Annotated in this window: 9 protein-coding genes; 6 read left to right on the plus strand and 3 right to left on the minus strand. The window is 73.1% G+C overall.

The features are described 5' to 3' along the window. Positions 1 to 18: 18 nt before the first annotated feature. The 3 genes from AB0I32_RS07785 to AB0I32_RS07795 all read right to left on the minus strand — a co-directional run bounded on the left by AB0I32_RS07785 (position 19) and on the right by AB0I32_RS07795 (position 3,953). Positions 19 to 1,035 (minus strand): LacI family DNA-binding transcriptional regulator, encoded by a 1,017-nt coding sequence (locus tag AB0I32_RS07785; protein ID WP_357504538.1) that lies wholly within the window; start codon positions 1,033 to 1,035, stop codon positions 19 to 21. Between the two features lie 374 nt (positions 1,036 to 1,409). After that, positions 1,410 to 3,146 carry an FAD-binding protein gene (locus tag AB0I32_RS07790; protein WP_357504540.1) on the minus strand — a complete coding sequence of 579 codons (1,737 nt, stop codon included), beginning with the start codon at positions 3,144 to 3,146 and terminating at the stop codon, positions 1,410 to 1,412. A gap of 156 nt (positions 3,147 to 3,302) precedes the next feature. Next, positions 3,303 to 3,953 (minus strand): biliverdin-producing heme oxygenase, encoded by a 651-nt coding sequence (locus tag AB0I32_RS07795; RefSeq protein ID WP_357504542.1) that lies wholly within the window; start codon positions 3,951 to 3,953, stop codon positions 3,303 to 3,305. A 373-nt stretch (positions 3,954 to 4,326) separates the two neighbouring features. On the opposite strand from AB0I32_RS07795, the gene aspS reads away from it, so the two are divergent. The 6 genes from aspS (at position 4,327) to AB0I32_RS07825 (ending at position 16,800) form a co-directional block, all read left to right on the plus strand. Then, on the plus strand, positions 4,327 to 5,670 hold the full coding sequence (aspS, locus tag AB0I32_RS07800) for an aspartate--tRNA(Asn) ligase (protein WP_357504544.1): 1,344 nt from the start codon (positions 4,327 to 4,329) through the stop codon (positions 5,668 to 5,670). 156 nt (positions 5,671 to 5,826) lie between these two features. Continuing rightward, positions 5,827 to 9,648 (plus strand): DUF4132 domain-containing protein, encoded by a 3,822-nt coding sequence (locus AB0I32_RS07805; RefSeq protein WP_357504546.1) that lies wholly within the window; start codon positions 5,827 to 5,829, stop codon positions 9,646 to 9,648. Positions 9,649 to 9,726: 78 nt separating this feature from the next. Continuing rightward, positions 9,727 to 10,842 carry an AAA family ATPase gene (locus tag AB0I32_RS07810; protein ID WP_357504548.1) on the plus strand — a complete coding sequence of 372 codons (1,116 nt, stop codon included), beginning with the start codon at positions 9,727 to 9,729 and terminating at the stop codon, positions 10,840 to 10,842. Continuing rightward, a complete protein-coding gene (locus AB0I32_RS07815; RefSeq protein ID WP_357504550.1) occupies positions 10,839 to 13,718 on the plus strand; it encodes a DUF5682 family protein in 2,880 nt (959 codons plus the stop codon). The genes AB0I32_RS07810 and AB0I32_RS07815 overlap by 4 nt, the downstream gene beginning before the upstream one ends. Next, positions 13,715 to 14,917, plus strand: coding sequence for a VWA domain-containing protein (locus tag AB0I32_RS07820; RefSeq protein ID WP_357504552.1), 1,203 nt, complete (start codon positions 13,715 to 13,717; stop codon positions 14,915 to 14,917). The genes AB0I32_RS07815 and AB0I32_RS07820 overlap by 4 nt, the downstream gene beginning before the upstream one ends. Beyond that, positions 14,914 to 16,800, plus strand: a complete 1,887-nt coding sequence (locus AB0I32_RS07825) for a hypothetical protein (protein ID WP_357504554.1) — start codon at positions 14,914 to 14,916, stop codon at positions 16,798 to 16,800. Before AB0I32_RS07820 ends, AB0I32_RS07825 begins: the two co-directional genes overlap by 4 nt. The last annotated feature ends 31 nt before the right edge of the window (positions 16,801 to 16,831 follow it).

The raw sequence follows: 16,831 nt of genomic DNA on the forward strand, positions 1-16,831 counted from the left end.
CGACGAGCCACGACCGGATCAGCCCAGCTCGGGGGCGCTCTCCCGGAACAGGATCGTGTGTCCCACGGTGACGTGGCGGCCCGGCTCGTCGAGACCGTCCAGGCGGTCGAGCAGCAGGTCGAGCGCGCGTTCGGCGAGCGCCCGGGTGTCCGGCGCGACGGACGTCAGGCTCGGTGCGGTGCTCGCGCCGAGCTCTATGGCGTCCCAGCCGATGACCGCGACATCGGCAGGGACGTCCAGGCCGTGCCGGCGTAGTGCGCGCAGCGCGCCGATGGCGGCGAGGTCGTCGCGGCACAGCAGGCCGTCCAGCTCGAGACCGGCGTCGAGCGCGGCGCCGAGCGCTTCCTCGGCGTCGCGGGCGTCGCCGTCCTGCCGCCGCGCGACGAGCAGGGACGGGTCGGCGGGCAGGCCCGCGTCGTCGAGGGCGGCGCGGTAGCCCTCGAGCCGCAGCGTGGACGTCCACGAGATGCGGTCGGCCTCGTGGCCGAGGAACCCGATCCTCCGCCGCCCCATCCGTACCAGGTGCCCGACGGCGTCGCGGGCGGCGGCGACGTTGTCGATGGCTACCTGGTCGGCGCCCGCGGGCTGCGGGTCCTCGCCGAGGAACACGATGGGCATGCCGTGCGGCAGGCCGTCGAGGTCCCGGGCGGCGAGGGCCTGCGGCTGCATCACCATGCCGTCCATGATCCCGGCCTCGCGGTCGTGCAGGACCGAGCGCTCGCCGTCGGTCGTCGCGCCGGTCTCCGCGAGCAGGAGCCGGTAGCCGCGTGCCTCGGCGACCCGCGCGAACACGTGCGCGAGCTCGGCGAAGTACGGCCGCCGGAGGTCGGGGAAGGCGAGCCCGAGCATGCTCGACCGGCCGGTCGCGAGGCTGCGGCCGGTGCGGTTGGGCCGGTACCCGAGCTCGTCGACGGCGGCCTGCACCCGCTCGCGCATCCCCGGGCTGACGTGACGGTATCCGCGGACGACGTTGGACACCGTCTTCATCGAGACCCCCGCACGGTCCGCCACGTCCTGCAGGGTCACCCGGTTCATATCGGCAGATTACCGTCGGCGCTGCGGCCCGGGACGCGGTAGTCGAAGCCCTCTGCCGCCGCGATGGGGCCCGGTGTCGCTCGCAAGGGGGTATGAAGGATCTACGAGGACGGACCGGTACGAGGAGGAACCATGTCCAGACTGCGAGGGCCCATCTCACGAGGAGCGAAGGTTGTTGCCGGAGTGGGACTGACCGTCCTGCTCCTCGCGACGAGCTGCGGTGGAGGCGGAGGTGGCGGTGGAGGAGGCGGCTACAACATCGGCGACGCGGGGAGCGCGAGGGTCACCGTCGTGGCCGAACCTCATCGTTGAGTGCTGGGTATTCGTGGGGTAGAGCCCGCCAATCCCACACATACCCAGCACTCGACGAGTCGTTACTCGACCAGCTTGCCCGCCGTGGAGACCTCCTGGTCCTGGATCAGGGCGGCGATCTCGTCCGGGACCTCCGGAATCGCCTCCCGCACCACGCCCGTGCGCGGGGACCACACCAGGTTCACCTGCAGCGCGGGGTCGAGGTCCGGGTAGTCCGACCGGTTGTGGCACCCGCGGGTCTCGCGGCGCTCGCGGGCGGCCTCCAGCGTCGCCCGGGCGGCGATGAGCGACGCCTTGAGGTCGAACGCGTGCGCCAGGTCCTGGAACCCGGCGATGTCCGGGTGGATGCCCACCTCCTTGGTGCGCACCTCGATCTCGTCCAGCTCGCGCAGTCCGGCGGTCAGCCCCTGCTCGTCCCGCACGACGCCGGCGTGCTCGGTCATCGTGTTGCGCACCGCGCGCTGCAGAGCACGCACGTTCTCGTGCCCGTCGGCGGCCAGCAGGTCGGCGACCTCGGCGCGGGCCTCGGCCTCGGCGTCGTGCGAACGGCGCTGTGCCTCCAGGCCCGCCGAGTAGGCAGCGGCGGCCCGGCCGACGATCCGGCCGAACACCAGGAGCTCGATCAGCGAGTTGCCGCCGAGGCGGTTGGCGCCGTGCAGGCCGCTGGACGCCTCGCCGATCGCGTACAGGCCGTCGACGTCGGTGCTGTGGTCCTCGGGCCGAACCCACACCCCGCCCATCGAGTAGTGCGCGGTGGGGGCGATCTCGATGGGCTCGGCGGTGATGTCGAGCATCTGCAGCTCGAGCATCGTCTGGTAGACGCGCGGCAGGCGCGTCATGATCGTCTCGCGCGGCAGGTGGGAGACGTCGAGCCAGACGCCGCCCTTCTCGGTGCCGCGCCCCTCCTTGATCTCCGTGTACGCGGCCAGGGCCACACGGTCGCGGGTGGAGAGCTCCATCCGTTCGGGGTCGTAGTTTTGCATGAACCGCTCGCCCAGGGCGTTGCGCAGGATGCCGCCCTCACCGCGCGCCGCCTCGGAGATGAGCGTCCCTGCCGCGTTCTCCGGCTCGAGGATGCCAGACGGGTGGAACTGGACCAGCTCCGGGTCGCGCAGCCGCGCGCCGGCCTCGACCGCAAGGCGGAACGAGTCGCCCGTGTTCTCGTCACGGCGGGACGAGGTGCGCCGCCAGATGCGGTTGTGACCGCCCGCGGCGAGGATCACGGCGTCCGCGTGGATCAGGTACGGCGTGCCGTCGGTCAGGTCGAACCCGTAGGCGCCGAACACCGCGCCGTCGCGGGTGAGGATCCGGGTGACGTAGACCGAGTCGAGGATCGGGATGTCGAGCTGCGTCGCCCGGTTCACCAGCGACCGCTGGATCTCCAGGCCGGTGTAGTCACCGGCGAACGCCGTGCGGCGGTAGGTGTGCGCGCCGAAGAACCGCTGGGAGATGCGCCCGTCGTCCTCCCGCGCGAAGGCCATGCCGTACCGCTCGAGGTCCGCGATGCCCTGTGCGGCACCCTGCGCGACGATCTCGGCCGTGTGCGGGTTGGCCAGGAAGTAGCTCTCCTTGATCGTGTCCGCGGCGTGCTGCTGCCAGCTGTCCTCGGCGTCCATGGTGCCGAGCGCGGCGTTGATCCCGCCCGCCGCGAGCGAGGTGTGGGTGTCCATGCGCGGCCGCTTGCCGAGGGCGAGCACGTCGACACCCTGTTCTGCGAGCTCGATCGCGGCGCGTAGGCCGGACCCGCCCGTTCCGATGACCAGCACTGTCGTTGAGATCCGACGTTCGGTGGTGTTCATACTTCATCCGACCACCTGGCCGGCTGATTCGTGACACGTCCTGGTGTGAGCATTTCCTCAGGTGACATGAGTCATCGCGACATGTCAGATGCCCAGGTCACCGGGGTGGCCTGGGCATCTGACGGCTTCTTGGACCTGCCGGTAGGAGGGTCCGGGTCAGCAGTGGATCTCGGCGAGCTCCGTGAACACCGCACGGTTGAGGTGGAACGCGTGGTGCGTCTCGGCGACGGTGGCGGCCACCTCGTCCTGGTCCAGGTCGAGCTGGTCCAGCTCGTTGCGGTACGCGTCCTTGAACACCTTGACCTTCGGGATGTCCGGGAACGTGTAGAACGCCAGCCCCTCCTCGTCCAGGCCGTAGTGCTGCTTCATCATGCGCTTCACGATCTGGCCGCCCGACAGGTCACCCAGGTAGCGCGTGTACGAGTGCGCGGCGTAGTGCGGCAGGCTGCCGCCGATCTCGCGAACGCGGTCCGCGTACAGGCGCGTTGCCGGCAGGATGCGGATCTCCTCGCGCCACGCCGGTCCATACAGGTAGGCCAGGTCGCGTTCGATGGCCGGGACGCGCGTGAGCTCGTTGAAGACGAGGCCGGCGCCCCGCTCGTCGTCGCGCACGGCGACGCTCGCCTCTTCCAGCGCCTCGTAGACCACGAGGAGCTGGGCCGAGAGGTCGGCGTGGGCGGCCCGGGTCAGCGCACCGGACATGAGCTCCTCGATGAACTGCTCCGAGTTCGCTGCGTCGTGCTCGTCGCGCGTGCTCTGGCGCAGCAGGGCTGACAGGGGGAGTTCTTCCTCGACGGGCAGGCTCACAGGATCTCCTCCGACAGGACGGAACGTGCTGACAAACTGTCATCACGTCGCGAGCATAGCAACTCCGGTTAGGGGAACCTAACTTCATGACACATCGTGGGACGGCGGTCCGAAACGTGTGGCGATGCGGGCGCCGTCGGGCATAGCCTCTGGGTGGCGAGCGTGAGGCGTGACGAACCTCGGCCCGGGTTTCCGGGCAGACGCACCGCCCGCGCGTGCGGCGTACCGACGAGAGGCCGGGGTCTCCCGGCGAAGGAGTGGTGGCACCGCGACCTAGCCCCCGCCCGCTCCTCCAGGGCCTTCGCTCTCTGGAGGACTGATGAGACCACCTTCGCAAGCCCCGGCTATGTCTGCAGCCCCGTCTGCGGTAGCCATGTCCACGAACGCGCCGGCTCGTACGCCGGCCCGCGATCTGTCCGCCGCCGCGCCGGGGTCGACGGTGCGGCTGCAGGGCTGGGTCCACCGTCGCCGTCAGCTCGCGACCGTGACGTTCCTCGTGCTGCGGGACCGCACCGGCCTCGCCCAGGTGGTGGTGCGCACCGGCGTCGGGCAGGCGCTGGAGATGCCGCCGGAGGAGACCACCGTCGAGGTGACCGGTACTGTCACCGCCAACCCGCAGGCCCCTGGCGGCGTGGAGGTCACGGAGCCCGTGATCACGCCGCTCACCGACGACGCCGAGACCCCGCCCGTCGAGCTGTGGCGGCCGGCGCTCACCGCCGCGCTGCCGACGATGCTCGACCATGCGGCCGTCACCTGGCGGCACCCCGCGCAGAAGGCGCGGTGGGAGGTCGCTGCGGCGAGCCTGCGCGGCTTCCGGGCGACGCTGGACGCGGCGGGGTTCACCGAGATCTGCACGCCGAAGCTGGTCGGGACGGCTACCGAGTCGGGCGCGAACGTGTTCCCCGTGGACTACTTCGGGCGGCCCGCGTACCTGGCCCAGTCGCCGCAGTTCTACAAGCAGCAGATGGTGGGCGTCTTCGAGCGGGTCTACGAGGTGGGCCCGGTCTTCCGCGCCGAACCGCACGACACGGTGCGGCACCTCGCGGAGTACCGCTCGCTCGACGTCGAGCTCGGGTTCGTGCGCGACCACCGCGACGTGCTGGCCGTGCTGCGCGACGTGCTCGCCGGGATGGCTGACGCCGTACGCGGCTCGGGAGCTGCCGAACGGCTGGGCATCGAGGTGCCTGAGATCCCTGCGGAGATCCCGGTGCTCCACTTCGCGGACGCGCTCGCGCTGGTCGGCGCGCCGTCCGACGAGCCGGACCTGGCGCCAGAGCACGAGCGGGCGCTGGGGGAGTGGGCCCTGGCCGAGCACGGGTCCGACCTCGTCGCGGTCGAGGGCTACCCCATGGCCAAGCGGCCGTTCTACACGCATCCGGAGCCGGGCTCGGGGCCGGGCGGCCCGGGCGCCGCTCTGCCGGGCGGCGCGCTCGGCGGCGAGCGGTGGAGCAACAGCTTCGACCTGCTGTTCCGTGGTCTCGAGCTCGTCACGGGCGGCCAGCGGCTGCACCGGTACGCCGACTACGTCGCCGCGCTCGAGGCACGCGGTGAGGACCCGGCCGCCTACGCGTCGTACCTCGCGGCGTTCCGGCACGGGATGCCGCCGCACGGCGGGTTCGCGATCGGCCTGGAGCGCTGGGTGGCGCGCCTCGTCGGGGCGGCCAACGTCCGCGAGGTGACGCCGTTCCCGAGGGACCTGCACCGGTTGGTCCCGTAGGGAGTGGACCGGCACGGGCGCCCGGGCACGGCGCCCGTGCTGGTCAGCGGTCAGGCATGTCAGTGGTCACCGCTACCTTTTGGCGCGCACTGCTTTTGCGGTGAGTCACAGGGGTGAGGTGTGCCCTGTGCCCGACGGCTGGGTGAGGAACGCGAGATGCTGCAGGAACTGGTGGACCGGGTCAAGGGCGGCGACACGACGGTGAAGGCGGTGCGTGACGCACTGGCCCCGCTGAAGCTGCTGGGCACCGGGCTGTACGACGACGCCGTCGGGTACGTGCTCGAGGGCGCGACACCCGAGGTGCTCGTGAACGTGCAGCAGTCGGGCAACACCGACCTGGACGGCTTGTTCGGCGCACCCCTCAAGCTCTGGTCGGGTTGGGTGTCGCCCGACGTCATCAAGCAGGTCGCGACGGTGCACAAGGGCTGGAGCGAAGGCTCGGGTATCACGGCACGCGGACGCGTCTACGCGTCGGCCGACGTCGCGGTGCTGGCCCGCCTCGGCCGGCTGCTCGCGCAGGTGTGCGACACCTCCGATGCGCCCGACACGGTGCCCGAGTGGTTCTACGTCCTGGTGTACGACGGAGCACGGCGGGGGACCAACGAGAGGCACCGCTCCGGCAAGTCGGTCGCCGAGGTCGCGGCCCGGCTGACGCCCGCGTTCCTGGAGCAGGTCGCCGTCGAGGGCGGGGCACCGGCCGCCGACGCGGCACGCACCGTCCTCACGGCGATCCTGCACCGGGGGACCAACGAGCGTTCCTGGTACCAGGACCCGCGCCAGGCGATGGCCGCGCGCCAGGAGTTCGACCGGTACGTGACCGAGCACGTCGGCACGCTCGCCGAGGTCACCACCCAGCTCGGCGCGCACGGCAAGCAGGAGGTGCTGACCCGCATCGGGAAGCGCACGGCCGAGGCCGGGCTCGTCGAGATCGTGGCGACGCTCGCCGTGGACAAGGCGAAGGGCGTGCGGACGAAGGCTCTGGGCCACCTCGCCGTGCACGACGCCGCCGCGCAGGTCGCACTGCTGCGGCCCCACCTCACCACGGTCCCGACCGGACAGCTGGGCGAGGTGGTGACGCGGCTGGTCGGCCTGGACGGCGGTATCGACGCGCTCGACGAGGCGCTGGCAGCGCTCCGCGACGAGAACGGCAAGGTGGCGGCGGGCCAGGGCGCACGGGTGCGGCTCCTGGAGCAGACCGTGGAGCGGTCCCGCGCCCTGGACGAGCCCGGGACGGACACCGGCGCGGATCTCGTGATCGAGGTCCCGGCTTACGAGCCCCTCCCTGACCCGGTGGTGGAGCCCGGCTGGGCCGCAGGAGCCCGCAAGGTGCTCGACGAGCAGATCGCCAAGGCGCGCGTGCAGCTCGATCTCGCCAAGAAGGGCGGCAACGCGAACAAGTACTGGGCCGAGCGCGCGCAGCGCACCCTCAAGGAGCTCCTGTCGATCACCGACGCCGACCTCGCGGGGGTCCCGGACCGCGTGACCGGTGCCGTGGCCACCACGAACAAGACGCGCCGCCAGCACGCCGTGCTCTTCCAGTGGCTGGCCAACGAGCTTCGGAACGTGTTCGCCGAGCCAGGGCTCATGCTGGCGATCCGCGTGCTCGCGCTCCGGGACGGGGAGGCGCAGCGAAACTTCGTCTGGGCCCTGCGGCCCTACCTCGACCAGGCCACCGATCTGCGCCAGGTCCACGACGGACTGGCGCGCGCCGGGGTGCCGAACGTCGACGAGCAGGTCCGCGACATGGTGTTCCAGACGTGGTGGGGTGGCGAGGCGCTCGCGCCGTCTGCCGCCTGGCCCTACTTCGCCACGCGCACGGACGTCCTGGACCGCTACCTCGGCACCGAGGAGCCCTACCGCAACGGCACCGGCACCGCGCTGCGGCTCCTGCGGGAGTTCCCCGCCGTCCCGCCGAGCCTGCTGCCGCGGCTCACGGTGCTCGCGCTCGGGACGGGCAAGACGCACCGCCGTGCCGCACAGGAGGTGCTGGAGGCGCATGCCGGGGCGCGCAACCTGGCCGAGCAGGCGCTCGCCGACCCCAAGGCCGAGGTGCGCGCCTCGGCAGCCGCCTGGCTCGCCCGGATCGGTGACCCGGCGGCGGTGCCGGCCCTGCGCGCCGCGCTGAAGAAGGAACGCCGGGAGGCCGCACGCGCCACGCTGCTCTCCGCGCTGGAGACCCTCGGCGACGACATCTCTGCCGACCTCGCGCCGGCGGTCCTGGAGGCGGAGGCCACCAAGGGACTGAAGGGCAAGCTGCCGGCGGGCCTCGACTGGTTCCCGTTCGAGCAGCTTCCCGAGGTGCGGTGGGCCGGCTCTGCTGGTGCGTCGGCTGGTCAGTCCGCCGGTGGGCAGGGCGCGGTCGTGCCGCGCGACGTCGTCCGTTGGTGGGTGGTGCTGGCCACCAAGCTGAAGTCGCCGAGCGGCGAGGGCCTGGTCGCCCGGTACGTCGGGCTGCTGGACGCCGGGTCCCAGGCCGCGCTCGGCTCGTTCGTGCTGCGGGCCTGGGTGGCGCAGGACACCCGGGGCCCGTCGGTAGAGAGCTCGCGTGCCTTCGCGGACCGGCACGCGCAGACGAACTGGACCAACCTTCAGGCCTCGATCAAGCGGTACCCGGAGTACTACGCCAACCAGGCGGGGCAGACCGTCGAGGACCTCTGGAAGAACCTCTACCGGCAGAACCAGGCCACCTACCTCGGGTCGGCCACGCAGGAGAAGGGGCTGCTCGCGCTCACCGTCGGGATGCCCGGCGCGGAGCTCGCCACCACCGCGCAGCACTACTTCGCCGCCCACAAGGGCCGCCGCGCGCAGGCCGAGTACCTGGTGCGGGCGCTCGCCGCGAACGGTGACCGGGCAGCGGTGCAGCAGCTGCTCGCGGTCTCGCGCCGGTTCAAGCAGCGCAGCGTCCAGGAGACCGCCTCGGCGCTCGCCCAGGACATCGCCGACCGCAACGGCTGGGACGCCGACCAGCTCGCCGACCGCACGGTCCAGACCGCTGGCTTCGACGACGACGGGATCCTGCGTCTGGACCTCGGTTCGCCCGACGGCGAGCGCGTGGTCACCGGGCGCATCACCGAGGCGTTCACGCTGGAGCTGCGCAACCCGGCGGGCAAGGTCGTCAAGGCTCTGCCGGCCCAGCGCGCGTCCGACGACGACGAGGCCTACGCCGAGGCGAAGAAGCAGCTCAAGGAGTCGCGCGCCGAGCTGAAGGCCGTCGTGGCGCTGCAGACGCAGCGCTTCGCCGAGGCCATGGTCACCGGCCGCACCTGGACCTTCGCCGACTGGCGCGAGTTCGTCCTGGGGCACCCGCTCATGTCCCGCCTCGCCGCGCGGCTGGTGTGGGCCGCCGAGCTGCCGGGCGTCTCGGAGGCGATCACGTTCCGGCCGGGCGACGGCGGCGCGCTGATCGGCGTCGACGACGAGGACGTCACTCTCCCCGAGGATGCGCAGGTCTCGCTGGTGCACGCGGCGACCCTCGGGGACGACGAGGAGTCGGGTGCGCCGGCCTGGCGCTCCCACCTCGCCGACTATGAGGTCACGCCGCTGTTCGACCAGGGTCTGGGTGCCGACGCGTCGGCGTCCTCCGCCCTGCTGCCCGACGTGGCGGCCACCGCCGACGTGATCGAGACCCGCAAGGGCTGGCTCAGCGACTCGTTCACGATCCGCGGCCGGGCCACGAAGCTCGGGTACGTGCGGTCGCAGGCGGAGGACGCGGGCTGGTTCGACGCCTACCGCAAGGAGTACCCGACGCTCGGCCTCTCCGTCGAGATCGAGTTCACGGGCGCGTTCCTGCCCGAGGAGAACATCACCGCCGCCGTCCGGCAGCTCGTGTTCCGGCGTCACGGCACGTGGGGTGAGCGGGGACGCCTCGCGATCAAGGACGTACCGAAGGCCCTGCTGGCCGTGTCCTACCGGGACTACCTGACCGTCGCCGACGGCGGTGCCTTCGACCCGGACTGGGAGAAGAAGAGCGAGTACTGACCCGGCGCGTCACCGCCCGAACCGTCGCCACCCCAGCCATCCACCCAGCACCGCAAGATGCGCGTACCGAAGGAAGTCATGACCATCACTGAGACCGCCACCTCGGCCGAGATCCGCCCGCCCGCCGAGGTCCGCTATGCCGGCGAGCTCGCAGCGCTCGACGCCTGGGACACCGAGCGCGGCCATGAGCGGCCGCCTGGCTGGCGGCTGAGCCCGCGTGCCGTGCGGGCGTTCATCATCGGCTCCGAGGACCTCGGGGTGCGGCGCAAGTTCTACGGCGACGACCCGCTGGTGGACCGTGCGGTCGTGTCGCTGATGGGGCGGCAGGGCCTGATGCTGGTGGGCGAGCCGGGCACGGCGAAGTCGATGCTGTCGGAGCTGCTGTCCGCGGCCGTGTCGGGCACATCGACCCTGACGGTCCAGGGCACCGCCGGGACCACCGAGGACCACGTGCGCTACTCGTGGAACTACGCGCTCCTGGTGTCCGAGGGGCCGAGCGAGCGGTCGCTCGTGCCGTCGCCGGTCTGCACGGGTATGCGGGAGGGTCGTGTCGTGCGCTTCGAGGAGATCACGCGCTGCGCCCCGGAGATCCAGGACACGCTCGTGTCGATCCTCTCGGAGAAGCAGCTCATGGTCCCAGAGCTCGGGCCCGACGCCCGCGTGGCCGCAAGGCCCGGCTTCACCGTGATCGCCACGGCGAACCTCAAGGACCGCGGTGTGCACGAGATGTCCGCGGCGCTCAAGCGCCGGTTCAGCTTCGAGACCGTGGCCCCGGTGCGCGACCGTGCGTTCGAGATCGAGCTGGTGCAGCACCAGCTGGAGGCGGAGCTCGGGCCGGACAGCGGCAGGCCCGCCGTGCCGTTGGACGTCCTGGAGGTGCTCGTCACGGTGTTCCAGGACCTGCGGACCGGCAGCACGCGCGAGGGCGCGCCCGTGAAGCGGCCCGAGACGGTCATGTCCACGGCGGAGGCCGTCAACGTCGCCGTCGCCGCGTCCCTGGAGGCCCGGTACCTCGGTGACGGCACGGTGACCGCGGCGGAGGTCGCGCGCCAGATCTCCGGGGTGGCGCTCAAGGGCGAGGAGGAGGACGCCCGCCGGCTGCGGCACTACGTCGACAACGTGGTGCGCGAGCGCGCCCGGAACGACAAGCGCTGGAAGGCGTTCTTCACGGCGGCAGAGCCGCTATGGCGGTGAGCGGCACGGCGGTGAGCGGCACGGCGGTGAGCGGCGGCGTCGCGTCGGGTGTCGGCACGGGCCGGCGCACGGACGTCGTCCGGGAGCTGGCACCCGAGCGCCTGCGCGCGGCCGCTGACGCCGTCGGCCGGCTGCGGGACGAGCGCGGTATCCACTTCGCACCGGTGCGGCACCACAGCCCCGCCTGTGCGGTGGCGGTGCGCGCGGCGATCGAGGAGCTGCGCCCGGCAGCGGTCCTCATCGAAGGGCCGGAGGAGTTCACGCGGCTCATCCCGGACCTGCTGCACGAGGAGACGCGGCCGCCGATCGCGGTGCTGAGTCTTGGGGGCTCGGGCTCGGGCTCGGGCTCGAGCGCCGGGTCGGGGCCCGGCGGCGGCGTGCGGGCTCGCGCCGCCGAGGACGAGCCGGCAGGCGCCGGCTTCTACCCGCTCGCGTCCTTCTCCCCGGAGTGGGTGGCGTTGCGCGCCGGGCACGCCGTCGGTGCGGAGCTCGCCTTCGTCGACCGCTCCTTCGGCGAGCGGTCTGCTGCCGAGCGGGCGCTCGCGGGTTCTGCCGCGCCGGACCAGGAAGGGTCAGGCGAGGACGGCATCGAGAACGGCGCCGGGAGCGGGACCGCGCGACCCGACCCCTTTGCGCGGACCCTCATGTCCGAGCGGTACCTGGCGCACTCGGAGGCCATCGCCGCGCTCGCGCGTCGCCTCGGCTGCCGTGACCACGACGAGGTCTGGGACCAGCTGTTCGAGGCGCGGCCGAGCGCCGAGCTGGCCGACTGGCGGACCGTGTTCGACGACGTCTTCGCATGGTCGGCGCTCGCGCGTCTCGACTACGAGGAGGGCGTGCTCGCCGGCGAGGGTTCGCTGGACCGCGAGGCGCGGATGGCGGCAAGGATCGCCGAGACGGTTGACCGGCTGTCCGCCGACCGCCTGGCCGCCGGCACAACCGACGGCACGGCCGGCGGCGGAGCCGGCCCGGTGCTCGTGGTGACCGGCGCGTTCCACACGCTCGCGCTGGTCGAGGCGCTGTCCGGTGCGCCGGAGGGCGCGCCGGTCCGCGACAGGCAGCCCGAGGGCGGCTTCGGCCCGCCGGCGCAGGGTGAGGCGTGGCTGGTCCGCTACGACCACGAGCGGCTCGACGGCCTGCGCGGCTATGGCGCGGGCATGCCGTCGCCCGGCTACTACGAGCGGCTGTACGCGGCGCACCTCCGGGAGCTGCGCCTGGCGCCGGAGCTGGTGTCGCACCCGGCCTCGGCAACACCTGGTCCGATCGGTGCCCGCGCCCTCGCCACGGAGATCCTGGTCGACGTCGCGCGCAGCGCGGCCGGCCGCGGTCACGGGGTGAGCCTGCCGCAGGTCGGCGCGGCGGCCGAGTCCGCCGTGCGGCTCGCGGAGCTGCGCGAGCGCAGCTTCCCGTGCCGCACCGACCTGCTGGACGCGGTGCGGTCCTGCTACGTGCAGGACGACGGCGGCGTGGGCGGACCGGGCGAGCCCGAGCGGCCGCTGGGGCTGGCCGTCGCCGAGGTGTTCGGCGGCCGGTCGCTCGGCGACGTGCCGCCGGGCAGCGCGTCGCCGCCCCTCGTGCGGGACGTCCGGGACCGGGTGCGGGCCGTGCGGCTCGTCATCGACGACTCGGTGCCGCGTACGACCCGTCTCGACGCGCGCCGGACGGCGTCCCACCGGGCGAAGCGCCAGGTGCTGGCGCTGCTCGACTTCGTGGGAGCCGGCTTCGGGCAGCTCGTCTCCGGTCCGGACCATGTGTCGGGCCGCGGGCTCGGCCTGATCACCGAGGAGTGGCAGTACTGCTGGACACCCCTCGTCGAGGCGCGTCTGGTGGAGATGGTGCACCTCGGCGCGACGCTGGACGCGGTTGCGGTCGCGCGGCTGTACGAGGCGGAGGCCCGGCTGGCGGGCACAGGAACCGGGGCCGCGGCCGGAGCGAATGCCGGAACGGGAGCCGGGGCCGCAGCCGCGACTGTCGACGCCCTCGCCCAGCTCGTCGCGCAGACGCTGGTGATCGGGATGGGCGCGCACCTGCCTCGGATCGTCTCGCTGCTGCGCACCACCCTGGACACCGACCGCGACCTGGGATCCGTGGTGTCGGGGGCGCGGCGCCTGCTCGGCCTGTGGCACGCCCGGGTGGAGCTCGGCGCCGAGGAGCACGCGCGCGAGCTGCTCGACCTGGTGAGCCAGGCGCTCGCGACCGCCGCCTACCTGGTCAGCGACCTGGGCAGGACGCGCGCCGAGGACGAGGACGCCGCCATCGGCACGCTGATCGACCTCCGTTCCCTGCTCCGGGACGCGGCCGCAGCGGGTGACGACGACCGCGGGGGAACCGGCGGGGAGAACCGCACCGCCGTCGTGCGGGAGCTCGCGCGCCTGCGCGACGACCGGGATACCGCGCCGGCCGTGGCGGGCGCCCTGCTCGCCCTGGGCTTCACCGACGGCGAGGTGCCCGACGACGTCCTGGTCACCCGGGTGCGCGGTGCACTGACCGCCGGCGCGGACCCGGGCACGGCGGTGCGGTTCCTGGGCGGCGTGATGCGCGCGGCCCCGGACCTGATCCTGCACACGCCCGAGATGTTCGACGCCGTCGACGACGCCCTGCGCGCCCTCCAGGGCGACGCGTTCCTGGCCGTCCTGCCGGACCTGCGGCGGGCCTTCACCTGGTTGCGCCCCACCGAGACCCACCGGCTGGCGAAGCGAGTGGCCGAGCGCACGGGCGCCCGGGTGGACCAGGTGGACGTACGGGTCGCGCTGTCCGAGGAGGACCTGGCGGCAGGCCTCGCCCTCGACCAGGAGCTGGCAGCGGTGCTGGAGCGCGACGGGCTGGCCCACTGGACCGGCGGCCCCGGAGCCGATACGACACGAGGAGAAGCATGAGCACCACCGGCTCCGGGACGCCTGGACCCGAACCCACGACGTCGGTCTCCGACGACGAGGCGGCCCGTCGCTGGCGGCTCGTACTGGGCAGATACGCGGCCGACCAGCTCTCGGTGGGGCAGCAGGACGCGGGCCTCGAACGGTCCCTGCGGTACCTGTACGACCGCGAGTACACGGCGCGCGGCCACCGCGTCGGCCAGGGCGGCGACGGCTCAGGACGGACAGGCAGGGGCGCCGGCCTCGGTGGGTCCCAGCCGCACGGCGTCGACGTGACCGCGCTCGGCTGGCTCAACGAGGCGGGCAGCCTGTTCCCGCGCGAGACCTTCGAGCGCATGCAGGTCGACGCGGTGAGCCGGTACGGCCTCACCGAGCTGCTGCAGGACGACACCGCGCTGGAGACCCTCGAGCCCTCGCGCGAGCTCGCCGTCGCGATGCTGCAGGTGCGGGGCGCACTGAACGACCAGGCGGCAGCGGGTCTGCGCCGCGTGATCCAGCGGGTCGTCGAGGACATCGTGAAGCGGCTGCGTACGCGGTTCACCACGGCGGTCAACGGCCGCATCGACCGGTCGCGCCGGTCGATGCACCGGGTGGCGCGGAACTTCGACTGGAAGCGCACGCTGCGCGCCAACCTGGGCCGCGTCGACGCAGAGGGCCGCATGACGGTGCAGGACGTCCGCTTCTCGTCCCGGGCCCGGCGCACGCTGACCTGGGACGTCATCCTGCTCGTCGACCAGTCGGGATCGATGGCGCCGTCGCTGCTGTACTCCGCTGTCTGCGCCGGGATCCTCTCGGGCCTGCCCGGCATCAACGTGCAGCTCTACCTGTTCGACACGTCGGTCGTGGACATGTCGCACGTGGCCGACGACCCGGTCACCGTGCTGATGACCGCACAGCTCGGCGGCGGCACCGACATCGCACGGGCGGTGCGCCACGCCGAGCAGCAGGTGCGCAACCCGTCGCGCACGGTGGTGGCGCTGGTCAGCGACTTCTACGAGGGCGGCTCCGTGTCCAGCCTCCTGTCGACGGTGCGCCGGATGGCGTCGTCGGGCGTGACGATGCTGGGACTCGCCGCGCTGGACGAGGCGGCGGAGCCGGTCTACGACCAGGGCACCGCCAGGCACCTCGCCGAGTGCGGCATGGAGGTCGCCGCGCTCACCCCTGAACGGTTCGCCGAGTGGCTGGGAGAGGTGCTCTCATGAGCGAGCCCACGACGAGGGTGCAGAGAACTTTCGCCTGGGCCGCCCTGTACGCGGGCCTGGACGACGACGCGCTCAAGGCGCTCGGCAACGCCGGGCTGCTGCGCCGCGCTCGCAAGGACTACGCCGCCAAGGACGGCGTGACCGAGCTGTCCCACGACCCGAAGGGGGCGGTGCTCGGCGTGTCCGGGGCGTCGGTGCGGGTGGATGTCCGCGGCCCGGCGGCCGTCTCCTGCGACTGCCCGACGGCGGGGGTGTGCCAGCACGTCCTGACCGCCTGCCTGTGGGCCGCCGAGGTCGCGCCCGAGACGCCGCCGCAGGATGCGGCGCCCGTCGTCGCGCAGTCGCTGCCCACGGCCCCCGGTCCCGGACCGGAGAGCGCAGCAGGGGGCGCGACGGCGTCCGGGGCCCGGCGGACGGCGGCCGCGCGCGGACCGTCCGAGGCGGTGCTGCGTCGCCGCAGCGAGGCGCTCGCGGAGGTGCGCGACGTCGTCGGACGGCTCATGTCGGGCGGTCTGTCCCACCTCGGTCCGGACGACGCCGAGTCCATCCTCGCGCTGGCCGGCCGGGTCCGCCTGGCCGGGTTCGAGCAGGTCGAGCCCGGTGGGGTCGGCGGCGTGCGGTTCGTCGGCCTGTTGCGAGTGACGGCAGGCTTCGTCAGCGGCTTGGCCGGGCGGGACGACGCCGTCACCGAGTCCGAGCTGCTCGATGCCTTCGCCGAGGTCTGGGCGATGGCAGAGGTGCTGCAGCGGGCCCTGGACACGGGCGGCGGCAACGCCCCCGCCGGCGGGGAGGACCACGCGAGGCCCACGGGAGCCGGGAGCCGCACCGACGACGAGGAGCTGGACGTCACGCGGTGGGTGCCGCTCGGAGCCCGGTGGTGGAACTCGCCGAGCGGTTCGCGGGGGTTCGCCTACCTGGGCTGGGACAGCGAGGCCAACACCTCGTCCGGAACGGAGGCCGGTCAGGTCCGGCAGGCCGTGACAGGCCGTGGGTCCGGCACCGACCCCAGCTTTCAGCGCAGCTGGACCAGCCCGCTGCTGTGGGGCCGGTCCCTGAGCACGCTGTCCGAGGGCGCCCTCAGGCTGACCGCGGTGCGGGCCAAGCCCGACGGCACCCTGGGCGCTGGCGGGACTCCGGTGATCGACCGTCTGGACGGCGACGGGTTCGACCTGGCCGAGCTCCAGCAGATCGCGGAACGGACGGGCGCAGGGGTGGCGCCGCGCGACGTCGTCGGGTTCGGGCGCCGCCCGGCGAACGTGCGGCTCGTGCTGGTGCGCGACGTCGGTGAGATCGGGATCGACGAGGTGCGGCAGGAGCTGACGCTCACGATCGTGACGTCGGACGGCGAGGAGCGCGCGCTGCGCCTGCCCGTGACGAGCGAACAGGCGGTGCAGACGTTGCTGTCCGTCAGGTCGAAGCTGGTCGCGGTCACCATCGAGCGTCGTGAGGACCGGGACGAGCCGGTGGGCCTGTTCGTGCGCGACAAGGGCGCGATCCGACTGGTCAGCCCCACCATCACGCCGGCCTGGACGTTCGAGAGCAGCCACTGGGACTTCTGGCGCCGGCGCATCCGCAAGCTCAGGGCGCAGGCGGCGTCGGCGAAGACCGTCCGGTCGGTGGCCGCGCCGCCGACCCCGGTGCGCCGGGTGACGCTGCTGCTCGGCGACGTCCTCGTCGCGGCGGCCGCGACGGGACGGCCGGTGCTCACGGTGCGGCAGCGGTCCGACGTCGAGCAGGCGCGCGCCCTGGCCAGGGATCTCGGGCTCGCGACGCTGGAGCGGACGGCCGGCGGACTGCTCGACGGTGAGCTGACCCCGTCGACCGTGCTGCACGCCGCCTTCGTGGTGGGCAGGGCCCGTGCGGTGGCGGACGTCGCGGGCTGACCGCCCGCCACCGCCGAGCGTCGGGTCGAGT

The sequence above is a fragment of the Promicromonospora sp. NPDC050249 genome (assembly GCF_040656015.1).
Lineage (GTDB): Bacteria > Actinomycetota > Actinomycetes > Actinomycetales > Cellulomonadaceae > Promicromonospora.

Bases quoted from the DNA above. Each gene is read 5' to 3' on its own strand.
- AB0I32_RS07785 (WP_357504538.1), bottom strand. From the start codon at position 1,035: ATGAACCGGGTGACCCTGCAGGACGTGGCGGACCGTGCGGGGGTCTCG.
- AB0I32_RS07790 (WP_357504540.1), bottom strand. From the start codon at position 3,146: ATGAACACCACCGAACGTCGGATCTCAACGACAGTGCTGGTCATCGGA.
- aspS (WP_357504544.1), top strand. From the start codon at position 4,327: ATGTCCACGAACGCGCCGGCTCGTACGCCGGCCCGCGATCTGTCCGCC.
- AB0I32_RS07805 (WP_357504546.1), top strand. From the start codon at position 5,827: ATGCTGCAGGAACTGGTGGACCGGGTCAAGGGCGGCGACACGACGGTG.
- AB0I32_RS07810 (WP_357504548.1), top strand. From the start codon at position 9,727: ATGACCATCACTGAGACCGCCACCTCGGCCGAGATCCGCCCGCCCGCC.
- AB0I32_RS07820 (WP_357504552.1), top strand. From the start codon at position 13,715: ATGAGCACCACCGGCTCCGGGACGCCTGGACCCGAACCCACGACGTCG.
- AB0I32_RS07825 (WP_357504554.1), top strand. From the start codon at position 14,914: ATGAGCGAGCCCACGACGAGGGTGCAGAGAACTTTCGCCTGGGCCGCC.